General features: G+C 29.1%; 18 protein-coding genes. 13 read left to right on the top strand and 5 right to left on the bottom strand.

Annotated features, from left to right (window positions below):
• Position 1: 1 nt before the first annotated feature.
• Genes D3Z07_RS03090 through D3Z07_RS03070 form a run of 5 tightly spaced genes read right to left on the bottom strand, consistent with a single transcriptional unit; the run spans position 2 to position 5,418 of the window.
• A complete protein-coding gene (locus tag D3Z07_RS03090) occupies positions 2-2,506 on the bottom strand; it encodes an ABC transporter permease (protein ID WP_122893057.1) in 2,505 nt (834 codons plus the stop codon).
• Positions 2,506-3,162, bottom strand: a complete 657-nt coding sequence (locus D3Z07_RS03085; protein ID WP_197682246.1) for an ABC transporter ATP-binding protein — start codon at positions 3,160-3,162, stop codon at positions 2,506-2,508. The genes D3Z07_RS03090 and D3Z07_RS03085 overlap by 1 nt, the downstream gene beginning before the upstream one ends.
• The gene (locus tag D3Z07_RS03080) at positions 3,162-3,758 is read right to left on the bottom strand and encodes an arylesterase (RefSeq protein ID WP_122893055.1); all 597 of its coding nucleotides are present in this window, start codon (positions 3,756-3,758) and stop codon (positions 3,162-3,164) included. The genes D3Z07_RS03085 and D3Z07_RS03080 overlap by 1 nt, the downstream gene beginning before the upstream one ends.
• Before the next feature lie 5 nt (positions 3,759-3,763).
• Positions 3,764-4,711 carry a sugar-binding transcriptional regulator gene (locus D3Z07_RS03075; protein WP_076086352.1) on the bottom strand — a complete coding sequence of 316 codons (948 nt, stop codon included), beginning with the start codon at positions 4,709-4,711 and terminating at the stop codon, positions 3,764-3,766.
• Positions 4,712-4,713: 2 nt separating this feature from the next.
• Entirely contained in the window at positions 4,714-5,418 is a 705-nt protein-coding gene (locus tag D3Z07_RS03070) for an HAD family hydrolase (protein ID WP_076086355.1), read from the bottom strand.
• A gap of 282 nt (positions 5,419-5,700) precedes the next feature.
• On the opposite strand from D3Z07_RS03070, the gene D3Z07_RS03065 reads away from it, so the two are divergent.
• The 13 genes from D3Z07_RS03065 (at position 5,701) to pyk (ending at position 21,877) form a co-directional block, all read left to right on the top strand.
• Positions 5,701-7,008 (top strand): ABC transporter substrate-binding protein, encoded by a 1,308-nt coding sequence (locus tag D3Z07_RS03065; protein WP_122893054.1) that lies wholly within the window; start codon positions 5,701-5,703, stop codon positions 7,006-7,008.
• Positions 7,009-7,108: 100 nt separating this feature from the next.
• On the top strand, positions 7,109-7,984 hold the full coding sequence (locus D3Z07_RS03060; protein ID WP_076086362.1) for a carbohydrate ABC transporter permease: 876 nt from the start codon (positions 7,109-7,111) through the stop codon (positions 7,982-7,984).
• Between the two features lie 10 nt (positions 7,985-7,994).
• On the top strand, positions 7,995-8,825 hold the full coding sequence (locus D3Z07_RS03055; RefSeq protein WP_076086365.1) for a carbohydrate ABC transporter permease: 831 nt from the start codon (positions 7,995-7,997) through the stop codon (positions 8,823-8,825).
• A gap of 38 nt (positions 8,826-8,863) precedes the next feature.
• On the top strand, positions 8,864-9,904 hold the full coding sequence (locus D3Z07_RS03050; protein WP_122893053.1) for an ABC transporter ATP-binding protein: 1,041 nt from the start codon (positions 8,864-8,866) through the stop codon (positions 9,902-9,904).
• Positions 9,901-11,364: a mannitol dehydrogenase family protein gene (locus D3Z07_RS03045; RefSeq protein ID WP_122893052.1), complete on the top strand. Its 1,464-nt coding sequence runs from the start codon at positions 9,901-9,903 to the stop codon at positions 11,362-11,364. The genes D3Z07_RS03050 and D3Z07_RS03045 overlap by 4 nt, the downstream gene beginning before the upstream one ends.
• Positions 11,365-11,386: 22 nt before the next feature.
• Positions 11,387-12,313 carry a carbohydrate kinase family protein gene (locus tag D3Z07_RS03040; RefSeq protein WP_122893051.1) on the top strand — a complete coding sequence of 309 codons (927 nt, stop codon included), beginning with the start codon at positions 11,387-11,389 and terminating at the stop codon, positions 12,311-12,313.
• A 69-nt stretch (positions 12,314-12,382) separates the two neighbouring features.
• Positions 12,383-13,846, top strand: a complete 1,464-nt coding sequence (zwf, locus tag D3Z07_RS03035; protein WP_122893050.1) for a glucose-6-phosphate dehydrogenase — start codon at positions 12,383-12,385, stop codon at positions 13,844-13,846.
• The gene (pgl, locus tag D3Z07_RS03030; RefSeq protein WP_122893049.1) at positions 13,836-14,543 is read left to right on the top strand and encodes a 6-phosphogluconolactonase; all 708 of its coding nucleotides are present in this window, start codon (positions 13,836-13,838) and stop codon (positions 14,541-14,543) included. Before zwf ends, pgl begins: the two co-directional genes overlap by 11 nt.
• Positions 14,540-16,369, top strand: coding sequence for a phosphogluconate dehydratase (gene edd / locus D3Z07_RS03025; RefSeq protein WP_122893048.1), 1,830 nt, complete (start codon positions 14,540-14,542; stop codon positions 16,367-16,369). Before pgl ends, edd begins: the two co-directional genes overlap by 4 nt.
• Position 16,370: 1 nt before the next feature.
• The gene (gene eda / locus D3Z07_RS03020; protein ID WP_122893047.1) at positions 16,371-17,006 is read left to right on the top strand and encodes a bifunctional 4-hydroxy-2-oxoglutarate aldolase/2-dehydro-3-deoxy-phosphogluconate aldolase; all 636 of its coding nucleotides are present in this window, start codon (positions 16,371-16,373) and stop codon (positions 17,004-17,006) included.
• Positions 17,007-17,008: 2 nt separating this feature from the next.
• On the top strand, positions 17,009-18,664 hold the full coding sequence (gene pgi / locus D3Z07_RS03015; RefSeq protein WP_076086386.1) for a glucose-6-phosphate isomerase: 1,656 nt from the start codon (positions 17,009-17,011) through the stop codon (positions 18,662-18,664).
• A 137-nt stretch (positions 18,665-18,801) separates the two neighbouring features.
• On the top strand, positions 18,802-20,421 hold the full coding sequence (locus D3Z07_RS03010; RefSeq protein ID WP_076086389.1) for an NADP-dependent glyceraldehyde-3-phosphate dehydrogenase: 1,620 nt from the start codon (positions 18,802-18,804) through the stop codon (positions 20,419-20,421).
• Positions 20,422-20,431: 10 nt separating this feature from the next.
• Positions 20,432-21,877: a pyruvate kinase gene (pyk, locus tag D3Z07_RS03005; protein WP_076086392.1), complete on the top strand. Its 1,446-nt coding sequence runs from the start codon at positions 20,432-20,434 to the stop codon at positions 21,875-21,877.
• Positions 21,878-21,913 lie beyond the last annotated feature (36 nt).

Raw genomic sequence — 21,913 nt, 5'->3', positions numbered from 1 at the left:
CTTACTCACCAAAAAGAACATTTTCTTTTTGATGAATCATTCTAGATGTAAAAAAGCTTACAATCAACAATGTTAATATTGGAATAAAAAAGAAATATGCAAATAATATATCAGGTCTAAAATCCCAATATGAATCAAAAAGTAGGGCACTTATAAAATATGAACCAATACTTCCTAATATTATTCCAAAAGTACTTGCAGTAAATGATATAAGACCAAATTCTAATAAAAATGAGTTTCTAATAGTATGGTTTTTAATACCAATCATTTTTAATCTTAATATATTATTCTTTTGTAAATTCATTTGGTATTGAATAATTATAAAGCTCATAAGTAAACCTATTGTAATTGAATAGATACTCATTTTATCAGTAATTGAAGTAACATTTTTTACAAGGTTTGCAAAAGTTTCAAATAAATCTTTTACATCAATAATGCTTAAAGATGGAAAAGAATCTGTAAGCTTTATTAGTACTTGTGTAGCATCATAATCTCCAGAAGAAATAGTTGCTAACATAGTTTTAGGTGCATCATTTAAAGCTCCTTCTTGCAATATAAAGAAGAAATTAGGAACAAATTCAGTCCAATTTACACTTCTTATATTTACAACCTTAGCTTCAAGTTCTAAACCTAAAACATCAAATACAAGTGTATCATTTAATTTAATACCTCTTCTTTGTGCATATCTTTTCTCAACACTAACTTCAATTGCTTTTGAAAAATCAGGTGAATTGTAAACACCTGAGAACTCTCTTCCTTCAACTATTTGCTCACTATTTTTTAATTTATTTCTATATGATAGATTTATAGCTCTATTTTGTAGCTCATTTGCATCTGCTTTAATTTTTTTATCAGCGTTATTAATAGAGTGCTTTGTAAAATCTAAGTCATTCACTTTTACAATTCTAGCTCGAATCATTGCTGAAACATTTTCTAATTTTGCACCTAAAGTATTTACTTGTTTTTCTAAATCTTTGATTTGTTCTTCTTTAGCATTTATAACAAAAAATCTAGGTCTGTCGTTTACACTAAGTGTTAAAGCATTTGATAGTGATGAACCAACTTGTGGAATTAAACTAAAAAACGTAGTACATAAAACAATAGCAGTAAACAAAGTCAAAGAAGTTTTCTTTTCTCTTGTAATATTTTTAATAGCCAAAGATAAAGATAAGTTTTCTATATGTCCTGAAAAATCTAATTTCTTTAATATAAAAGAACCTATTGTAAAAAACAATATAATTACTATTAAAACTGCCAGAGCAAAAAATAGACCAATATTTCTTGCAGGCGACACAAAGTGAGAGATAAGTAATAATAGAACTAAAAAAGGTACGAAAGAAAGTACAACTTTAAATAAGTTTTGCTTTTGTCTTTGAAGTAGTGGTAAAATCAAAGGAAAACCAACACTAATACTCAAAGCAAATAAAATAAGCGATGATTTTAAGAAAAATATATAATCTAAAGTAAAATCAAAATCTATATCAATAAGTTTTTGAACAATTGGTGCCAAAAACTGTGCTGATAAACCAATAAAAGTAAAAACAACAATACTTGAAATACTAACAAGTACAAATAAATGTAATAAATAAGTAAGCATTAAACTTTTTTTATTAAATCCAAGGTCGTTTAGTACGTTTATATCTTTTTGGTGCTTGTTTAAAAAACCTGAGTATAAGTATATTAAACCTACTAAACCTAAAAAGAATGATATAAGAGAAACTAGTGATAAAAAGTTTGTAACAAAATTTAAAACACGTAATAATCTATCTCTTCCATCATTAGGAGAAAGTACTCTTAAGTTTTGGTCAATACTTTTTTCTAGGGTATTCTCTAAGATTTCTAATTTATCATTTTCAATATTTTCTTCAAATAAAAAGTTTAATTTATAAGAAGCAGTTGAACCAAATTGTAATAATTCAGTTTTATCTAGTCCCTCTTTACTTATGTAAATTTTAGGCATGAAACCACTAAAACTAATAGCTTTTAAACTATCATCAACTATAACTTTTTTGATAATAAAGTTTTCTTTTCCAATTTTTAACTGATCATTTTTCTTTAAATCAAGTAAATCTAAAACTTCTTGATAAACCCAAACTTCATTGCTTTTAGGTGGATTTATTCCCTTTGGATAAATAGAATTATCTTTAAATGTCATTCCTCCATAAAAAGGAAAGTCTTCATTTATTTTAACAAGTTCCATAAGTCTTGCACGCTTAGAAGATGAAATCATACTAACAGTAGAAATTCCCTCATTAAAACTTTTTATTTTAGGAAGTTTTGTTTTTATATCTTTTATTTGTTCATTTGTAATTGCAAATCGTGAAGACACAACTAAATCTGCACCCAATAAGCTCTTTGCTTTTGTCTCAAGTGAGTTATCTATACTTCCTTTAAAAAACTGTAAGTATGATAATGCAGCAATTGCTAAGGCAAAATTTAAAATAAAGATTAAAGAAAAAGACTTAGATCTTGCAAGTGCTTTTAAAACTAATTCAAAAATAAGCATTAAACTAAATTTCCTTGTGAAAGTTCATAAGTTTTTTCGCATCTTAGTGCAACTTCTTTAGAATGTGTTACAAGAACTAATGTTGTGTTGTTTTTATCAATTAATTCAAAAAGCTTATCCATAACAGCAATTCCTGTTTCTTCATCTAAATTTCCACTTGGTTCATCTGCTAAAATAATTTTAGGGTTATGTATAAGTGCTCGTGCAATTGCAACACGTTGTTTCTCCCCACCACTTAGTTGTGAAGGAAGGTGATCTAATCTATGCTCTAAACCAACGCTTTTAAGTAATTCCTTAGCTTTTTCCTTTGGATTTGAAATATTACAAACTTTTGCAGGTAACATTACATTTTCTAAAGCATTTAAATAAGATACTAAATGAAAGTTTTGGAAAACAAAACCAATATTTGAAGCCCTAAAGTCATTTATTTGGCTTTCTTCTAATTGTTTATAAGAAGTGCCATCTAATAAAATATCTCCATCATCTGCTTTTATAATTCCAGAAATTAAAGAAAGTAGTGTAGATTTACCACTTCCTGATTTTCCCATAATTGCAATTTTTTGACCAGGTTTAACATGAAAATTTAAATCTTTAAATATTTCAATACTCGTTGAGCTTTGATGATAAGCTTTTTTTAATGATTTTATTTCTAACACTATAATTCTTCCTTTATAAATTTAAAAACATTTTTTGCAATTACTTTATGTCCTTGTGTATTTGGATGTATTCCATCATTTTGGTTTAATTCTTTTATTCCCGCAACATCTTTTAATAAAAAATCCATACTTTTTAATTTATATTTATCTTTAACTTCTTTGTACATTTTTTCAAAGTTATTTGCGTATTCTTGACCATAGTTAGGTGGGATTAACATTCCTGCTAGTAAAACTTTTGCATCAGCTTTTTTTGCATAAAAAACAATCTCTTCTAGGTTTTTTTGGCTTTGTTCTAGATCTAAACCTCTTAAACCATCATTAGCACCAAGTGCAATAAAAACTATGCTAGGTTTTCTTTTTAAATACCATCTAAGTCTAGCTAGTCCATCACTTGTAGTTGAGCCACTAACACCACCGTTAATTACTTTTATATCTTTTTTTACTTCTTTTTGAAGCATCTTTTCTACTAGTTTTGGATATGCTTTTTCTTTATCAACACCTAAGCCTTCTGTTAAAGAATCACCTAAAAACAGTATACTACTTGCATTTGAATAATGAAAAGTAAATAAACACATAATTAATAAAATCTTTTTCATAATATTTATCCTTTCTTTAAAAGTGCTCTAGCACATACTTCATTTGTAATTAGTCCATTTATTAAGCTACCTTTTAAAGCAGCTTTAATTGCAGTATGTTTTTCTTTTACAGCTGCAATTCCTATTACTAATTTTTCAGGGTTTTTTACAAGAGGAATGCTTGTTAATCTTTTGTTTGTCGCTGCATTAATTACATTTCCATCAATATCAAAAGCCCAACCAATAATTTCACCCACAGCTTTTGCATTTAAAAGTGCATCTAATTCTTCTTTATTAATAAAATTATCTTTATACATAGGAGCTGTGCCATCCATTTGTCCAATTCCTACAAAAGAAACATCAACTTTTTTAGCTAAAGCTAAAACATTTTTTGTTGATTGTTGATTATGAAGTAAATCTCTTTCTTCTTCTGAAGAAACAATTAAAGGTAAAGGCATAGGATAGTACGTAGCATCTATTTTATCAGAGATTTTACTAACAACTTCATGTGAAGATGCCGAGCCATCATTTGCCATATTTCCTACTAATGATACAAGTTTATGATGAGAACCATTCATTGGTGATAACTCATTTGCAATCATATTAAGAACCTTTCCTGTTCCTAAACCTATAATTGTAGCTTCGCTTGATTCAATAAATTTTTCCATTAAAGAAGCACCAGCTTGTCCTAAACCAATATTTGTACTAACATCTTTAGAAACAGCTGGTATTACCTCACACTCTTTTAGAGAATATTTTTCTTTTAATTGTTCTGCAAGCTTCATACATTCAGAAATTGGATGATCTAGTCTTACTTTTATTAACTTTTCACTTACACATAAAGATACCATTCTTTGTGCAGATTGTCTTGAAATACCAAATTGTGTTGCTATTTCTTCTTGTGTACATCCTGCAACATAATAAAGCCATCCAGCGCGAGCTGCAAGATCTAGTTTATCAACTTTTTGAGACATGACTATTCTCCTTTTATCTTTTTGTTTGTTAAATGTGGAAGATATAAAAAGAAATTATTCATATCATTAAATACAAAATCAGGCTGAAATTTATATACATGATTAGTATCCCAATCTTTTAAATGACTAGCGCCTGTAAAGTGCCATACTTTCATTTCTGCTTTTTTTGCACCTTGTATACCTATTAAACTATCTTCAATTACTAAAACATTTTTAGGCTCTACGTTAAACTGTTTTGCACAATTTAAATAAATATCAGGTTCAGGTTTACCTCTAGGTCCTAAATCATAAGCACTATTAATATCATTTTTAAGATATTCATAAACACCCACGGTTTTTAAAGAACTACTAGCACGACTAAGACTACTACTTGTTGCTACACATTTATTAATATTTAAATTTTTTAGAATAGTTTCAATACCAGGTATAATCTTTAATTCTGTGTCAAAAGCTTTTAATAATTCTGTTCTATACTCTTTTTCAAAGTTATCCGCTAAATTAGTATTAAACTTTTCAAGAACATGTGCTTTAGTTTTAGAATATGATTGTCCAATAAAATGATCTTGCACATATTGTGTACTTATGTCTATACCTATTTTATTAAATTGTCTTGAGATTACTTGTGCACTTATAATCTCACTATCTATTAATACTCCATCACAATCAAAAATAATTAATTCAATATTTTCATAGTTTTTTACTTGCAATTTTTTTGCCTTTATAATTGTTTATATTTGTTGAAAGTATACAAGTTTTTATTTAATATTTGCATTATCAGAAAATTTATCAAAAATAGGCCATATGTAAGGATATAAAAAGATTAATAATTTTTATCTAAAAAGTAGCATTAAAATAGCATAAAAAATATTCATTAATTGGTTAAATATTATACAAAATTAAGTTTCATATTGTTATTATCTTTTCAACAAATGGGCTTTTGCTATTCAAATTAGCAAAAGCCCAGTTTAACAAAAACTTAGGAGAGAAAGATGAATGTTAAAAAAATATTAAAAACGAGTATGGTTGCAGCAATTGCAGCATTAAGTTTAAATGCAGGTGATTTAACAATTGCTACTGTTAATAATGGCCACATGGTTGAAATGCAAAAGTTATCAAAAGTATTTGAAAAACAAAATCCAGATGTAAAATTAAAATGGGTTGTTTTAGAAGAGGGTGTTCTAAGACAAAGAGTTACAACTGATATTGCTACAAAAGGTGGTCAGTTTGATATTATGACTATTGGTATGTATGAAGCACCAATGTGGGGTAAAAAAGGTTGGATTGAAGAAATGAAATTCGATGCAGCTTATGATGAAAAAGATTTATTACCTGCAATGGTTGATGGTTTATCAAATGATGGTAAATTATATGCAGCTCCATTCTACGGTGAAAGTTCTATGTTAATGTATAGAAAAGATTTAGTACAAAAAGCGGGAATGACAATTACAGATAATCCATCTTGGGAACATATTGAAAAAGTAGCAAAAGCTATTAACAATCCTGAAGAAGGAATTTATGGTATTTGTTTAAGAGGAAAAGCAGGTTGGGGTGATAACATGGCCTTAATTACTACTATGGCTAATACTTTTGGAGCTCAATGGTTTGACAAAGATGGTAAACCACAATTAGACTCTAAAGAGTGGAATTCTGCAATTAACTACTATGTTAACTTAGTAAGTAAATATGGACCTCCAGGTTCAAGTGGAAATAGTTTCAATGAAATCTTAGCTTTATTTAATGAAGGTAAGTGTGGTATGTGGATTGATGCAACAATTGCAGCATCATTTATTTCAGACCCAAAACAATCTAAAGTTCACGATAAAATTGCATTCGCTCAATCTCCTGTAGGTGTTACAAGTAAAGGTGCAAACTGGTTATGGTCTTGGGCATTAGCAATTCCATCAAGTACTAAAAACTTAACAGATGCTCAAAAATTCATCTCTTGGGCAACTTCTAAAGAATATATTGAATTAGTTGGTAAAACTAATGGTTGGGGTAAAGTTCCAACAGGTACAAGAAAAAGTACTTATGAAAACCAAAACTTTAAAGATGCTGCTGTATTTGCAGATGCTGAGTTAAAAGCAATTTTATCAGCAAATCCAAAAGATTCTACTTTAAACCCAACTCCTTTTGTAGGTGTTCAATTTGTTACTATTCCTGAATTCCAAGGAATTGCTACAACAGTTGGTAAACACATGAGTTCAGCACTTGCTGGCAAAGTTTCTGTTGAAAAAGCTTTACAGTCTTCTCAAAAAGCAGCTGATAGAACAATGAAAAGAGCTAGATACTACAAATAGTATCTCTAATCAAAAAAAGAGGAAACTCTTTTTTTGATACATACGTATTAAATTATAAAATTTGTTATGTATGTATCAAACTAACTTATAAAGGTAAATAATGAAATTTGATTTAGATAAAAGTACCGTTATGAACTTATTAAAAGCTCCAAGTATTATTGTTCTGTTTTTATGGATGATTGTACCGCTTTCAATGACTTTATACTTTTCGGTAATTAGATATAACTTGTTAAATCCAATGGATACAGGTTTTGAAGGTTTAGGAAACTATGAGTTCTTTATGACAGATGAAGCATTTATGCCAGCTGTTTTTAATTCTCTTATATTAGTTGTAAGTATTATTGCTATTACTATTATTTCAGGGATTATACTTGCTGTTTTAATTGATAGAAACTTCCCTGGACGTGGAATTGTAAGAGTTATGTTAATTGCTCCATTTTTTATAATGCCAACTGTAAATGCATTATTATGGAAAAATATGTTTATGAACCCTGTTTATGGAATGTTTGCGTTTTTTTCAAACACGTTTGGATTAGAACCCATTGATTGGATGTCTGATTTTCCACTTGTATCCATAATAATAATGTTAAGTTGGCAATGGACACCTTTTGCTTTATTAATTTTTATGACAGCTTTACAGTCACAAGATCAAGAACAAAAAGAAGCAGCTGAATTAGATGGTGCAGGTTTCTTTGCTAAGTTTTATTACTTAACATTACCTCATCTTTCAAGATCAATTGCTATTGTAGTTATGATTCAAATGATTTTTCACTTATCAATTTTCGCTGAAATATTAATTACAACAGGTGGAGGACCAGGTAGTGAAGGTACTAACTTGACATATATGATTTTTACAAACGCATTATTAGACTTTGATGTTGGAATTGCTTCTGCTGGTGGTGTATTTGCCATTATCTTAGCGAATATTGTTGCTTACTTCTTAATCAAGCAAGTTGGCAAAAGCTTAATGGCATAAGGATTTAAAGATGACTTATAAAACAAAAGAAAAAATAACACACAGGGTATTAGTTACATTAGCATGGGTTATTGCACTAATATTCTTCTTTCCAATTTTTTGGATGGTATTAACAAGTTTTAAAACTGAATTACAAGCAATTGCCGTTCCTCCAATGTTTATCTTTGAAGGAACTTTTGAAAATTACGCATTAGTAAATGAAAGAAGTGATTACTGGCATCATGCTATTAATTCAATTATTACATCATTTGGTGCAACGTTATTATCATTAATAATAGCAGTTCCTGCAGCATACTCTTTTGCTTTTTCTCCAACGAAAAATACAAAAGATGTAATGTTATGGATGTTATCAACAAAAATGTTACCAGCAGTTGGTGTATTACTTCCAATTTATTTAATTGCTCAAAAATTTGGACTATTAGATACTAAAACAGTTTTAATTGTAATTTTTATGCTTATGAACTTACCAATTATTATTTGGATGTTATTTTCATACTTTAAAGATTTACCAAAAGATATTTTAGAAGCAGCTAGTTTAGATGGTGCTAATTATCTTCAAGAATTAAGACATGTTGTATTACCACTTTCATGGGGTGGAATTACTTCAACAGGATTACTAAGTATTATTTTATGTTGGAATGAAGCATTTTGGTCAATTAACTTAACTTCAGCAGATGCGGCAACATTAACATCATTAGTTGCTTCTTACTCAAGTCCTGAAGGATTATTCTGGGCTAAGTTATCAGCTATTTCAACATTAGCTTGTGCTCCAATAGTAGTGTTTGGTTGGTTCTGTCAGAAACAACTAGTTCAAGGTTTAACATTCGGTGCTGTTAAATAAATTATTAAATATTAAAGAAAAAAGAAAAAGGAAATTATATGTTAGGTGTTGAATTAAAAAATGTTGTTAAAGCTTATGAAGGAACAACTATTATACAAGGCGCAAACTTACAAATTAAAAAAGGTGAGTTTGTTGTATTCGTAGGACCTAGTGGTTGTGGAAAATCAACATTAATGAGAACAATAGCAGGTCTTGAAGAAATCACAAGTGGTGAAATTTCAATTCACGGAGAAGTTATAAATGATACTCCTCCATCAAAAAGAGGAGTTGCTATGGTATTTCAATCATACGCACTTTATCCTCATATGAATGTTTATGACAATATGTCATTTTCATTAAAATTACAAAAAGTACCAAAAGCTGAAATTGACCAAAGAGTTCAAAAAGCAGCTAAATCTTTACAAATGACTAATTTACTGGATAGATTACCTAAAAATCTTTCAGGAGGTCAAAGACAAAGAGTTGCAATTGGACGAGCAATTATTAGAGAACCAAAAGTTTTCTTATTTGATGAGCCTTTATCAAATCTAGATGCAAACTTAAGATCTAATACAAGAATTGAGATTGCAAAACTTCATAAACATTTAGAAGCTACTATGCTTTATGTTACACATGATCAAGTTGAAGCAATGACTCTTGCAGACAGAATTGTTGTTTTAAACAAAGGTGTTATTCAACAATTTGGATCGCCAGATGAACTATATAATAGTCCTGATAATTTATTTGTTGCAGGATTTATTGGAAGTCCAAAAATGAACTTTATTGAAACTAGTAATTCAAATGAAGCAAAAAATATTGTAGAAAAAAGTGATATTGATGATAAAGCTTCTGTAAAAACAGTAGGTGTTAGACCTGAACATATTGATTTATGCCAAAGAGATGAAGCTGATTTTACAGGTACTGTTGATTTAGTTGAGCACTTAGGTGAATATGTAATTTATTACGTAAGCTTAAGTAATGAACAATTAATTACTGTTAAAAGTGTACAAGACCATTTAAAAGTAGGTGATGAAATTTTCATTAATTCTGCCAATAAGAGATTTTACTTCTTTGATAATGAAGACAAGGCTATAAAATGATTTTAGATAAAAACTTTTTACAAAATAGTGCATTTAATAAAGCTGATTATAATTACTCTCAAGATGATTTAAGTGCAGGAATTATTCATATTGGTGTTGGAAACTTTCATAGATCACATCAGGCTTACCTTTTAGATTCTTTATTTAATAAAAGAAAAGATTTAAATTATGGAATTATTGGTGCAGGTTTAAGAGAATATGATACTTTTATGAGAAATGATTTATTAAAACAAGACTGTTTAACAACTCTTGTTCAAAGAGATGAAAACACAACTAATACAAGAGTATTACAATCAATGATTGATTTTATAGAAGTTGATAATAACTTATTAGTTGAATCTTTATGTAATGAAGATATAAAAATTGTATCACTTACTATTACAGAAGGAGGATATTATATAGATTCTTATGGAAACTTCAATATTCAAAATGAAGAAATTCAAGCAGACATAAATAACCCTGATAATCCAAAAACAGCTTTTGGAATATTAATAAAAGCATTAAAAATTAGAAAAGAAAAAGGTCTTAATCCTTTTACACTTTTAACGTGCGATAATATTGCACATAATGGAAATGTTTTAAGAAATGTAATGGTTAAAATGTCACAACAAATAGATGCAAATTTAAGTGAATATATAGCAAATAATGTATCTTGTCCAAACTCTATGGTTGATAGAATTACACCAACTGCTACAAAAGAAGACATAGCATTTATTCAAAGTGAATATGGTTATATAGATAATAGACCTGTATTTTCAGAGCCTTTTATACAATGGATTATAGAAGATAACTTTTGTAATGGAAGACCAGCACTTGAAGAAGTAGGAGTAATGTTTGTTGATGATATAGAACCATATGAATTAATGAAAATTAGAATGCTTAATGGTTCACATGCAGCAATTTCATCTGTAAGTGCGTTATTAGATATAGATCATGTACATGAAGCTTTAGAAAATGAAACGGTAAAGACATTTTTAGACAGTATTATAAACAAAGAAGTAATTCCAGTTCTTAAAGATATTGTTACAGATATTAATCTTGATGAATATTATAATACTGTAATAACAAGATTTGCCAATCCATATATAAAAGACACAATTACAAGAATTTGTTTTGATAATTCTAATAAGCAACCAAAATTTATAATTGATAGTATAAAAGATGGAATCAAAAACAATGTTAATGTAGATGGACTTATTTTAGCTTGTGCTTTATGGTGTAGATACTCAATTGGAACAGATGAAAATGGAAAAGAATTAGATATAAATGACCCTAGAAAAGACAAACTAAAAGATTTAGCACTAGAAGCAAAAGATAATCCAATTGTATTTATTCAATTTGATGAAATTTATGGAACATTATCTCAAAATAGTTATTTCTCTGAAACTTTTACTAAATTCTTAAATAGTATTTGGGAAAATGGTGTAGAAAATACAGTTAAAAATTATAACAAACAATAATATATATTAAAGGAAAAGAAAAATGATTATATGTTGTGGAGAAGCACTAATAGATATGATTCCTAATAATCTTGATAATGGGGAAACAGCTTTTATACCTAAAATTGGTGGAGCTGTTTTAAATACATCAATTTGCTTAGGAAGATTAGGTGCTAATGTAGCTTTTTTAGGCTCAGTTTCAAATGATTTATTTGGTGAAATGATAATAGAAGAATTAGAAAAATCTAAGGTAAACACTTCTTTATGCATAAAAACTTCACAAAATACAACATTAGCATTTGCAAAAATTGCAAATGGTACTACAACATATAGCTTTTTTGATGAAAATAGTTCAAATAAAAATATATCTTTAAAAGATGTAGTTTTAGATCAAAAGCAAGTAGACACACTTTATGTTGGTGGAATTTCACTTATGAGTGAACCAAATGGAAGTGAAATTGAAAGCTTTATCAATAAAGAAAGCTCTTCAAAAGTTGTATTCTTTGATCCAAATATCAGACCTAATTTTATTGAAAATAGATCAATTTTTATACAAAGATTTGAGAATATACTTTCTCAAAGTGATATTATAAAAATATCAGACGAAGATTTTGAATGGTTATACCCTAATACTTCTTTTGAAGAACTACATAAAAAATGGCTAGACTTAGGTCTTAGTATCATTGTTCTTACAAAAGGAAGTGAAGGTGCGATAATTAAAACTAAAAAATATGAAGTATTCGCAAAAGCGCAAAAAGTAGAAGTTATTGACACAATTGGTGCAGGTGACATTTTTAATGGAGCCTTATTATTCTCTTTATCTAAAAACAATAGCTTCTCTAAAAAAGGTTTAGTTAATATTGATGAAAATTCGCTTGAAGAATCATTAATATTCGCAAATAAAGTTGCAGGAATTAGTGTAGGCCGAATTGGTGCTAATCCTCCTTTTTTTAGTGAACTAAACTCATAACTTATTAAAATTTAAAAATATCATAAGGTTATAATGTTATGATATTTTTATCAAAGGATATTAAAACTTATGAATGAAATAAAAAAACCAACAGATATTATAATTTTTGGAGCATATGGTGATCTTTCTTTTAGAAAACTAATACCAGCTTTATACCATCTTTTTAGTGATGGTTACTTAGAAGAAGAAAGTAGAATCATCTCCGTATCAAGACAAAAGTTAAGTAGAAAAGAACATATAAAATTAACAAAAGAAAAATTATCAGAATTTATAGAAAAAGAGTCATTTAGCAATGAAGTCTTTGATAAGTTTAAAGAAATAATACATTCAGTATATGTTGACTTTGCAGATAATGATAGTTATAAAGATTTAAAAAAGATATTAGATGAAAGCTCAAACGAAGATAGAGTTAGTTATCTATCAACATCACCAAACTTTTTTGGAGATATTTGTAAATCTTTAAGTCATTGGGAACTAATAAAACCAACATCTAGAGTTGTTTTAGAAAAGCCAATTGGAAAAGATTTAGAATCTGCAAGAGAAATTAATAATGAAGTATTAAAATACTTTAAAGAAAACCAAATATATAGAATTGACCATTATTTAGGAAAAAATACAGTACAAAATATTTTAGCTTTACGTTTTGCAAATAGAATTATTATGCCTCTTTGGGATGCTACTAATATTGACCACATTCAAATTACTGTTGCTGAAAGTGTTGGTGTTGAAGGTCGTGCAGGTTATTACGACCAATATGGTGCTATGAGAGATATGATTCAAAATCATTTAATGCAATTACTTTGTTTAGTTGCAATGGAGCCACCTTGTTCACTTGATGCAAATAGTATCAGAGATGAAAAAGTAAAGGTTTTAAGATCGTTAAGACCAATTACTAGAGAAAATGTAGCAGCTAATACTGTTCGTGCACAATACTCAAGTGGTTCAATAGATGGACAACCAGTTCCTGGATATTTAGATAATAAAGATATTGAAGAAAGTTTAACAGAAACATTTGCTGCTTTAAGAGTTGATATTGATAACTGGAGATGGAATGGCGTTCCATTTTATATTAGAAGTGGAAAAAGAATGGAAAAAAGAAACTCTGAGATTGTAATACAATTTAAAGATGTTCCTTATTCTATTTTCCAAAATAATGGTGAGCCTGTTTCTTCAAATAAGCTTGTTATAACACTTCAACCTGAAGAGAGTATTACTTTAAGTTTAATAAATAAAGTACCAGAATTAAGTGAAAATATGAGATTAGAAGAAGTTGACTTAGAGTTGATTTCCCCTTCATCTACAAAAAGAAAAAATGAAGCATATGAAAGATTATTACTTGATGTTGTAAGATCAAATCCAACACTATTTATGAGACTTGATGAAGTTGAAAGTGCTTGGAAATGGGTTGATAGTATTTTAGAAGCTTGGGAAGATAATATTGTTCCTATGAAAAAATATGCAGCAGGTACAAATGGACCAAGTGCAGGTGTACAGCTTATTGCAAAAGATGGTAGGGATTGGCATGAAGACTAATAGTCAAAATAATAATGAGAATTTTTTTTCAGAACAAAAAGAGTTAATTGAATCTTTAAGTCTAAATATAATTACGAATTTACAAAATGCAATATTACAAAAAGGAAATGCTTCATTAATTGTTTCAGGTGGTAGTACACCAAAACCATTATTTGAAGAACTTAGTACTTTTGATATTCCTTGGGAAAAAGTAAAAATTGCACTTGTAGATGAAAGGTGGATTCCTTCTTCTAATGATGATTCAAATGAAAAGTTAGTTAAAAATACACTTTTACAAAACTTTGCTAAAAAAGCACAATTTATTTCAATGTATCAAGAGAATAAAACAATTGAAGCTTCCCAAAAAACTTGTTCAGACATTTATCAAAATGAACTATTTCCTTTTGATGTAATAGTATTAGGAATGGGAGCTGATGGACATACAGCTTCTATTTTTCCTAATAATACTAAGCTTGAAGAAGCTTTTGAAACAAATGATAGCTTATGTGTTTTTATGACACCAAGCAACGCACCTTATGACAGAATGAGTTTAACAAAAAATGCAATATTATCTGCAAATAATATTTATTTACATTTTGAAGGTGAAGAAAAACAAAAAATCTATAAGCAAGTATGTGAAGGTATTGATAAAAAACAAATGCCAATAGCTTCAATTTTAAATCAAGATAAAAAAATAATAGAGGTATATTACAGATGAATGAAATAATACTAGAAGTTACAAATAATATTATAGAAAGATCAAAACAAAGTAGAGAGATTTACTTAAATAGAGTTAAAGAAGCTAGCATTAAAGGTGTTAATAGATCAAAAGTTGGATGTAGTAATCTAGCACATACAATAGCCCCTATGAATGAACAAGAAAAAGAGTTAATGTCAGATAAAGTTACTCCAAATATTGCAATTGTAACTTCATACAATGATATGTTATCAGCTCATGAACCTTTTAGTGTGTATCCATCATTAATAAAAAGAACACTTTTAAATGAAGGAGCAACAGCACAAGTTGCATCTGGAGTTCCTGCTATGTGTGATGGTGTTACTCAAGGCTATGAAGGAATGGAATTAAGTCTGTTTTCAAGAGATAACATTGCAATGGGTACTGCTATTGGGCTTTCTCATAATGTTTATGATGGAGCTATTTATTTAGGAGTTTGTGACAAAATTGTTCCAGGACTTTTAATAGGTGCTTTATCTTTTGGACATTTACCTGCTATTTTCATGCCAGCTGGTCCTATGCCTTCTGGTATTTCAAATAAAGAAAAAGCATTAGTACGTCAAGAGTTTGCACAAGGAAAAGTTGATGAAAAAGCACTATTTAAAGTAGAAGCTGCTTCATATCACAGTAGTGGTACATGTACTTTTTATGGAACTGCAAACTCTAATCAAATGCTTTTAGAGATGATGGGATTACAGCTTCCAAACTCTTCTTTTGTAAATGCTAATACTCAATTAAGAGATGAACTAACACAAGAAGCTTCAAAAACTTTATTGAATTTAACAGAATATAAAAACAACTTTACACCAATAGCTGATATTATTGATGAAAGAAGTTTTGTAAATGCAATTGTAGGACTTATGGCAACTGGTGGTTCTACTAATCATACAATTCATTTAATTGCAATGGCAAGAGCTGCTGGAATTATTATAAATTGGGATGATTTTAATATGATTTCATCTGTTACACCACTATTATGTAGACTTTATCCAAACGGAAGTGCTGATGTTAACCACTTCAGAGACGCAGGTGGTATGAGTGTTGTAATTAGTGAATTAATAAATGCAGGTTTAGTACATGAAGATGTGAATACAATTGTAGGTCGTGGTTTAAAAAATTATATTGTTGAACCATCTTTAATTGATAATAAACTAAAATTTAATAAAGGTGCCATAATTTCAAGAGACAAAGATATTGTTTCAAGTGTTGAAGCTCCTTTTTCAAAAGAGGGTGGTATTACACTATTAAAAGGAAATATAGGAAGAAGTATTATTAAAACTTCTGCTTTAAAAGATGAGCATTTATATATCAAAGCTCCTGCTATGGTTTTCTCAACTCAAGATGAATTAAAAAATGCCTTTAAAGAAGGTTTGTTAAATAAAGATTTTGTAGCAGTTGTTAAATTCCAAGGACCAAAATCAAATGGAATGCCTGAACTTCATGGATTATTACCTTCACTTGGTGTTTTACAAGATAAAGGATTTAAAGTTGCAATTGTAACAGATGGAAGAATGTCAGGAGCTTCTGGAAAAGTACCATCTGCAATTCATTTAGTTGATGAAGCTGCAAAAGGCGGAGCTATTGCACTTATAGAAGATGGAGATATGATTTGTTTAGATGTTAAAAAAGGAACATTAAATATTGAAATTCCTGCAGAAGAAAAGATTAGAAGAAGTATCAAAAAAGTAGACTTATCAGCTAATCATTATAACTATGGTAGAAATTTATTCTCTAGTGTTAGAGACAATATTAGTAGTGCAGAAGAGGGTGCTACTATCTTTGATATTATTGGAAAAGAGAGAAATTAATATGAAAATAAACGCAAAAGAAGTACTAGGCATTAGCCCAATAGTACCAGTAATAGCAATAGATAATATAGAAGATGCATTACCACTTGCAAAGGCATTGCAAGATGGTGGAATTAATATAATGGAAATTACACTAAGAACAACTACAGGACTTAAAGCAATAGAACTAATATCAAAGCAAATGCCTTCAATGAATGTAGGAGCAGGAACTGTATGTAATAAAAAAGATTTAGAAGACTCAATAGCTCATGGAGCAGCTTTTGTATTCTCTCCAGGAATTAGTGAAGAGTTAATACAAGCTGCAAAACAAAATGATATAGCTTTAATTCCAGGAGTTTGTACAGCATCAGAAGTAATGCTAGCACAAAATAATGATATAAACGCTTGTAAACTATTTCCAGCAGTACAAGTAGGAGGAGTTAATTTATTAAAAGCCTTTAGTGGACCTTTTGCAAAAATGAGTTTTTGCCCAACAGGTGGAGTAAGCTTAGATAATATGAATGAATTTTTAGATTTAAAAAATGTACTTTGTGTTGGTGGTTCGTGGTTAGTACCAAAAAAGCTATTAGATGAAAAGAACTTTGATGAGATTACTAGAATTGCTAAAAGTTCATTAGAAAAAATCAACAAGGCTTAAATATGAACGAACAAAGAGATATTCTTTTTGCTAGATTAAAGCAAATTAGAAGCCAGCTTAAAAATATGTCAATAAATGACTTATTTACTCTAAATCCAAAGCGTTTTGAGGAGTTTTCAACTTCACTAGATGATATGATTTTAGATTATTCAAAAGTTCATGTAAATAATGATGTTATGACAACATTATTTAAACTAGCAAAAGCTTGTGATGTTGAAGAAAAAAGAGATGCAATGTATCGTGGTGATAAAATCAATATCACTGAAAATAGAGCCGTTTTACATATAGCACTTAGAAATAAACCAAATAAACCTATATATGTTGATAATAGAGATATTATGCAAGATGTTCAAGAAGGTTTAGAAAAAATGCAAAAATTTGCAAATGGAATCAGAGATGGTAAAATTGTTTCATCAAGTGGTGAAGCTTTTACAGATATTGTAAATATAGGAATTGGAGGTTCACATCTTGGACCTGCTATGGTTACACAATCACTAAAACCTTTTCATGATGGTCCTAATGTTCATTTTGTATCTAATATTGATTCATCTCATATTACAGATACTTTAAGTAATCTTGACCCTTCAAAAACATTAATACTAATAGCATCTAAAACGTTTACAACTATTGAAACAATGACAAATGCAAAAACAGCAATGAAATGGATGTCAAATGCAATTGGTGAAGAAAATGCAGGAAAACATTTTGCTGCAATTTCAACAGCATTAGAAAAAACTAAAGATTTCGGTATTAGTGAAGACAGAGTATTTGGATATTGGGATTGGGTTGGTGGAAGATACTCAATTTGGAGTTCAATTGGCTTAGGTGTAATGATAGCAATTGGAACTGATAATTTTTCACAGTTTTTAGATGGTGCTTATGAAATGGATGAGCATTTTAAAAATACACCAATTGAGCAAAATATGCCAGTAATACTTGGACTTATTGGAATTTGGCATAGAAATATATGCGAATATCCAACACGTGCAATTTTACCGTATGATCAAAGATTAAGCTCTTTTCCTTCTTATATTCAACAACTTGATATGGAAAGTAATGGAAAAAGTATTTCTTCAAGTGGTGAGAGCTTATATGAAAAAACAGGTGCAATTGTTTGGGGTGATGCAGGAACAAACTCACAGCACTCATTCTTCCAACTCCTACATCAAGGTTCACAGATAGTTCCATGTGAGTTTATGTTAGGTGTAAATAAATCAGAAAATGATATGAAAGAGCATAATGATTTATTAATTGCAAACTGTTTAGCACAAAGTCAAGCACTTATGGCAGGTCGAAGAATTGATGAAGTAATTCGTGTATTAGAAAAAAGAGGAGTTCCACATGAAGAATCAATTAGATTAGCTCCTCATAGACAATTTAATGGTAATCGTCCTTCATCAACTCTTTTATATAAAAAACTTGACCCTAAAACCTTAGGAAAAATCATAGCTTTATACGAGCATAGAGTTTTCGTAGAAGGTATTATTTGGGGTGTTGACTCATTTGATCAATGGGGAGTTGAACTTGGAAAAGAGTTAGCAACAGAGATGTTAACACATGTTCAAGAGACACATAAAAAGAAAAAAGAGTATACGCACAAAGATATGGACTCATCAAGTGCTGGATTATTAAACGCAATTAGTGCCTGGCAAGAATAGAAATAAAGAGGTATATTAATATCTCTTTATTTATTTAAAAGTTTATTTTTTATAATAACAATATAACATTATGATGTTTAAGTTTTAATTAACGTTTAAGTCATTATAATGACATTATGAATTTTAAGGAAATAAAAATGAAAACTAATAATAAAAAATATGAAAATATATTTACATCTATAGAAGAAATTCCAAAACAATTTCAATTAGATGGTGAAATCTCTCAAGATGAGTATTTAATTGATGGTTCAATAAAACATTGGAAAGGTCAAAAACAAGATGTTTATTCTCCAATATGTTTAAAAGATGGGAAACAAGTAAAACTTGGAACTTATCCAAAACTAACTCAAAATGAAGCACATCAAGCTTTAGACTCTGCAATGAACGCATATAATCATGGAATGGGTCAATGGCCACAAATGAAAGTAGAAGAGAGAATAAAAGCAGTAGAAAAATTTACTTTTAAAATGATTGAAAAAAGAGAAGAAGTTGTAAATCTTTTAATGTGGGAAATAGGTAAATCACTTAAAGATTCTCAAAAAGAGTTTGATAGAACAGTTGATTATATTAAAGATACAATTGAAGCTTTAAAAAACTTAGATAGAAAAAATTCTCAATTAGAGATTGAATCTGGAATTTTAGCTCAAGTAAAAAGATCTCCTCTTGGTGTTACTTTATGTATGGGACCATTTAACTATCCATTAAATGAAACATTTACTACATTAATTCCAGCGCTTATTATGGGGAATGCAGTTATCTTTAAACCACCAAAATTTGGTGTTTTATTACATAGACCACTTCTTGAAGCATTTAGAGATTCTTTTCCAAAAGGTATTGTAAATACATTATATGGAAGCGGGGAAGAGTTATTAACTCCATTAATGAAAAGTGGGAAAATTGATGTATTAGCCTTTATTGGTAGTTCAAAAGTTGCTAGTACTATGGAGCATCATCACCCAAAACCAAATAGATTAAGATCAGTACTAAGCTTAGAAGCTAAAAATGCAGCTATTGTAATGCCTGATGCAAATCTTGAAGTTGCTGTAAATGAATGTGTTACAGGAAGTCTATCTTACAATGGTCAAAGATGTACAGCTTTAAAGATTTTATTTGTTCATGAAAATATTGTAGGAAGCTTTTTGGAACAATTTAATGCAAAAGTAGATGCTATTAAATATGGAATGCCTTGGGATAAAGATGTTCAAATTACACCATTACCTGAATCTAATAAAACTACATATTTAAAAGATTTAATAGATGATGCAACTTCAAAAGGTGCAAAAATAGTAAATAAAGATGGTGGCACAATAAAAAATACATTTATGTTCCCAGCTGTTTTATATCCTGTTAATAAAGATATGAAAGTTTATCATGAAGAGCAATTTGGTCCTGTTGTTCCAATTCTAACTTATAAAGATATTCATGAGCCAATGCAATATTTAATGGAATCAAACTATGGACAACAAGTAAGTATTTTTGGAAATAATTCTGATGAAATCGCTAAAATGATTGATAGTTTTGTTAATCAAGTAAGCCGTGTTAATATAAATGCTCAATGTCAAAGAGGACCAGATATCTTCCCATTTACAGGAAGAAAAGATTCTGCACAAAGTACACTTTCAGTTGGTGATGCACTAAGAGCTTTTAGTATTAGGTCAATGGTTGCTATTAAAAATAATAGTGAAAATAAAGAGATAGTAACGAATATTTTAAGAGATCATAAATCTAACTTTTTATCAACTGATTTCATTTTATAAAAGGAAAGAGATGGAAAAAAGAACAAAAATATTAGCAACTTTAGGCCCAGCAAGCCATAGCATAGAGACAATAGAAGGATTAATCAAAGCAGGTGCAAATATGTTTAGATTAAACTTTTCTCATGGAAGTCATGAATATCACTTAGATACTTTAAATAATATTAGAACTGCTATGAAAAACCTTAATACAACAGTAGGAGTATTGCAAGATATTTCAGGACCGAAAGTTAGAGTAGGGGATTTAAAAGAACCTTTTGAACTTTTACGTGGTGATGAAATCACTTTTCTAAAAGAAGAAATTGTAGGATATAAAAAAGAAGATAAAAAATATGTAGTTTCTATTAATTATCCTGATATTCTAGATAAAGTAAAAATAGATGAATATATTTACCTTTATGATGGAACTATTAGAGCAAAAGTAATTCAAATAGAAGGTGAAGTAATAGCTCGTATTGAAAACCATGGAATCCTTTCATCTAAAAAAGGTGTAAATTTCCCAAATACTGTAATTGATATTAATGTAATTACTAAAAAAGATGAAAAAGATATCGCTTGGGGTGTAGAGAATAATGTAGATTACTTTGCAATCTCTTTTGTTCAAAATGGTAATGATATGAAAAGAGCAAGAGAACTTCTAAATGGTTATAAAGGTAAATTAATAGCAAAAATAGAGAAGTTCGATGCTGTTGAAAATATTGATGATATTATAGAACAATCTGATGGTCTAATGGTAGCACGTGGGGATTTAGGTATTGAAGTACCTTACTATGATGTACCAACTATTCAAAAAATGCTAATTAAAAAAGCAAATAATGTAGGAATGCCTGTAATTACAGCAACACAAATGCTTTTATCAATGACTCAAAATGAAAGAGCAACAAGAGCAGAAATATCAGATGTAGCAAATGCAGTACTAGATGGAACAGATGTAGTAATGCTTTCTGAAGAAAGTGCAGTAGGTGAAGATCCAATAAATGTAGTTGAAACAATGAGTAATATTATTTCAAAAACAGAAGATATTTATAACTTTGATAAACAAAGTAAATTAGAATACTTAGATGAATTTGATGTAATACAAGCAACTGTAACAAAATTAGCAGATGATTTAAATGCAAAAGGAATTCTAGCTTTAACAAGCTCAGGAAAATCAGCAATAAAAATGTCAAGATATAGACCAAAAACTCCAATCTTAACATTTACACATAAGAAAAAAGTATTAAATTCATTAACAGCAGTTTGGGGAGTACAACCAATAGGAACAATAAAAGAAGCACATGCCTCTAAAATGTTTCAAAAGATGTTAGTATCATTAGAGCAAAAAGGCTTACTTCAAAAAGAAGGACCTTATGTAGCAACAGTAGGGTATCCAGTAGGAATGCCAGGAAGTACAAATACAATTAAGATTTTAACTGAGTCTGAGATTGAATATTATTTGAATTTTAAGGGAAAGAAGTAAAACTTAATATTATTTAGAGTATCTAAAAAAGGGCTA

The sequence above is a fragment of the Arcobacter peruensis genome, assembly GCF_003711085.1.
Taxonomy (GTDB): domain Bacteria; phylum Campylobacterota; class Campylobacteria; order Campylobacterales; family Arcobacteraceae; genus Poseidonibacter; species Poseidonibacter parvus.
This window is presented reverse-complemented; position numbering and strand designations above follow the sequence as displayed.

Bases quoted from the DNA above. Each gene is read 5' to 3' on its own strand.
- D3Z07_RS03090 (WP_122893057.1), bottom strand. From the start codon at position 2,506: ATGCTTATTTTTGAATTAGTTTTAAAAGCACTTGCAAGATCTAAGTCT.
- D3Z07_RS03080 (WP_122893055.1), bottom strand. From the start codon at position 3,758: ATGAAAAAGATTTTATTAATTATGTGTTTATTTACTTTTCATTATTCA.
- D3Z07_RS03075 (WP_076086352.1), bottom strand. From the start codon at position 4,711: ATGTCTCAAAAAGTTGATAAACTAGATCTTGCAGCTCGCGCTGGATGG.
- D3Z07_RS03065 (WP_122893054.1), top strand. From the start codon at position 5,701: ATGAATGTTAAAAAAATATTAAAAACGAGTATGGTTGCAGCAATTGCA.
- D3Z07_RS03060 (WP_076086362.1), top strand. From the start codon at position 7,109: ATGAAATTTGATTTAGATAAAAGTACCGTTATGAACTTATTAAAAGCT.
- D3Z07_RS03055 (WP_076086365.1), top strand. From the start codon at position 7,995: ATGACTTATAAAACAAAAGAAAAAATAACACACAGGGTATTAGTTACA.
- D3Z07_RS03050 (WP_122893053.1), top strand. From the start codon at position 8,864: ATGTTAGGTGTTGAATTAAAAAATGTTGTTAAAGCTTATGAAGGAACA.
- D3Z07_RS03045 (WP_122893052.1), top strand. From the start codon at position 9,901: ATGATTTTAGATAAAAACTTTTTACAAAATAGTGCATTTAATAAAGCT.
- D3Z07_RS03040 (WP_122893051.1), top strand. From the start codon at position 11,387: ATGATTATATGTTGTGGAGAAGCACTAATAGATATGATTCCTAATAAT.
- zwf (WP_122893050.1), top strand. From the start codon at position 12,383: ATGAATGAAATAAAAAAACCAACAGATATTATAATTTTTGGAGCATAT.
- pgl (WP_122893049.1), top strand. From the start codon at position 13,836: ATGAAGACTAATAGTCAAAATAATAATGAGAATTTTTTTTCAGAACAA.
- edd (WP_122893048.1), top strand. From the start codon at position 14,540: ATGAATGAAATAATACTAGAAGTTACAAATAATATTATAGAAAGATCA.
- eda (WP_122893047.1), top strand. From the start codon at position 16,371: ATGAAAATAAACGCAAAAGAAGTACTAGGCATTAGCCCAATAGTACCA.
- pgi (WP_076086386.1), top strand. From the start codon at position 17,009: ATGAACGAACAAAGAGATATTCTTTTTGCTAGATTAAAGCAAATTAGA.
- D3Z07_RS03010 (WP_076086389.1), top strand. From the start codon at position 18,802: ATGAAAACTAATAATAAAAAATATGAAAATATATTTACATCTATAGAA.
- pyk (WP_076086392.1), top strand. From the start codon at position 20,432: ATGGAAAAAAGAACAAAAATATTAGCAACTTTAGGCCCAGCAAGCCAT.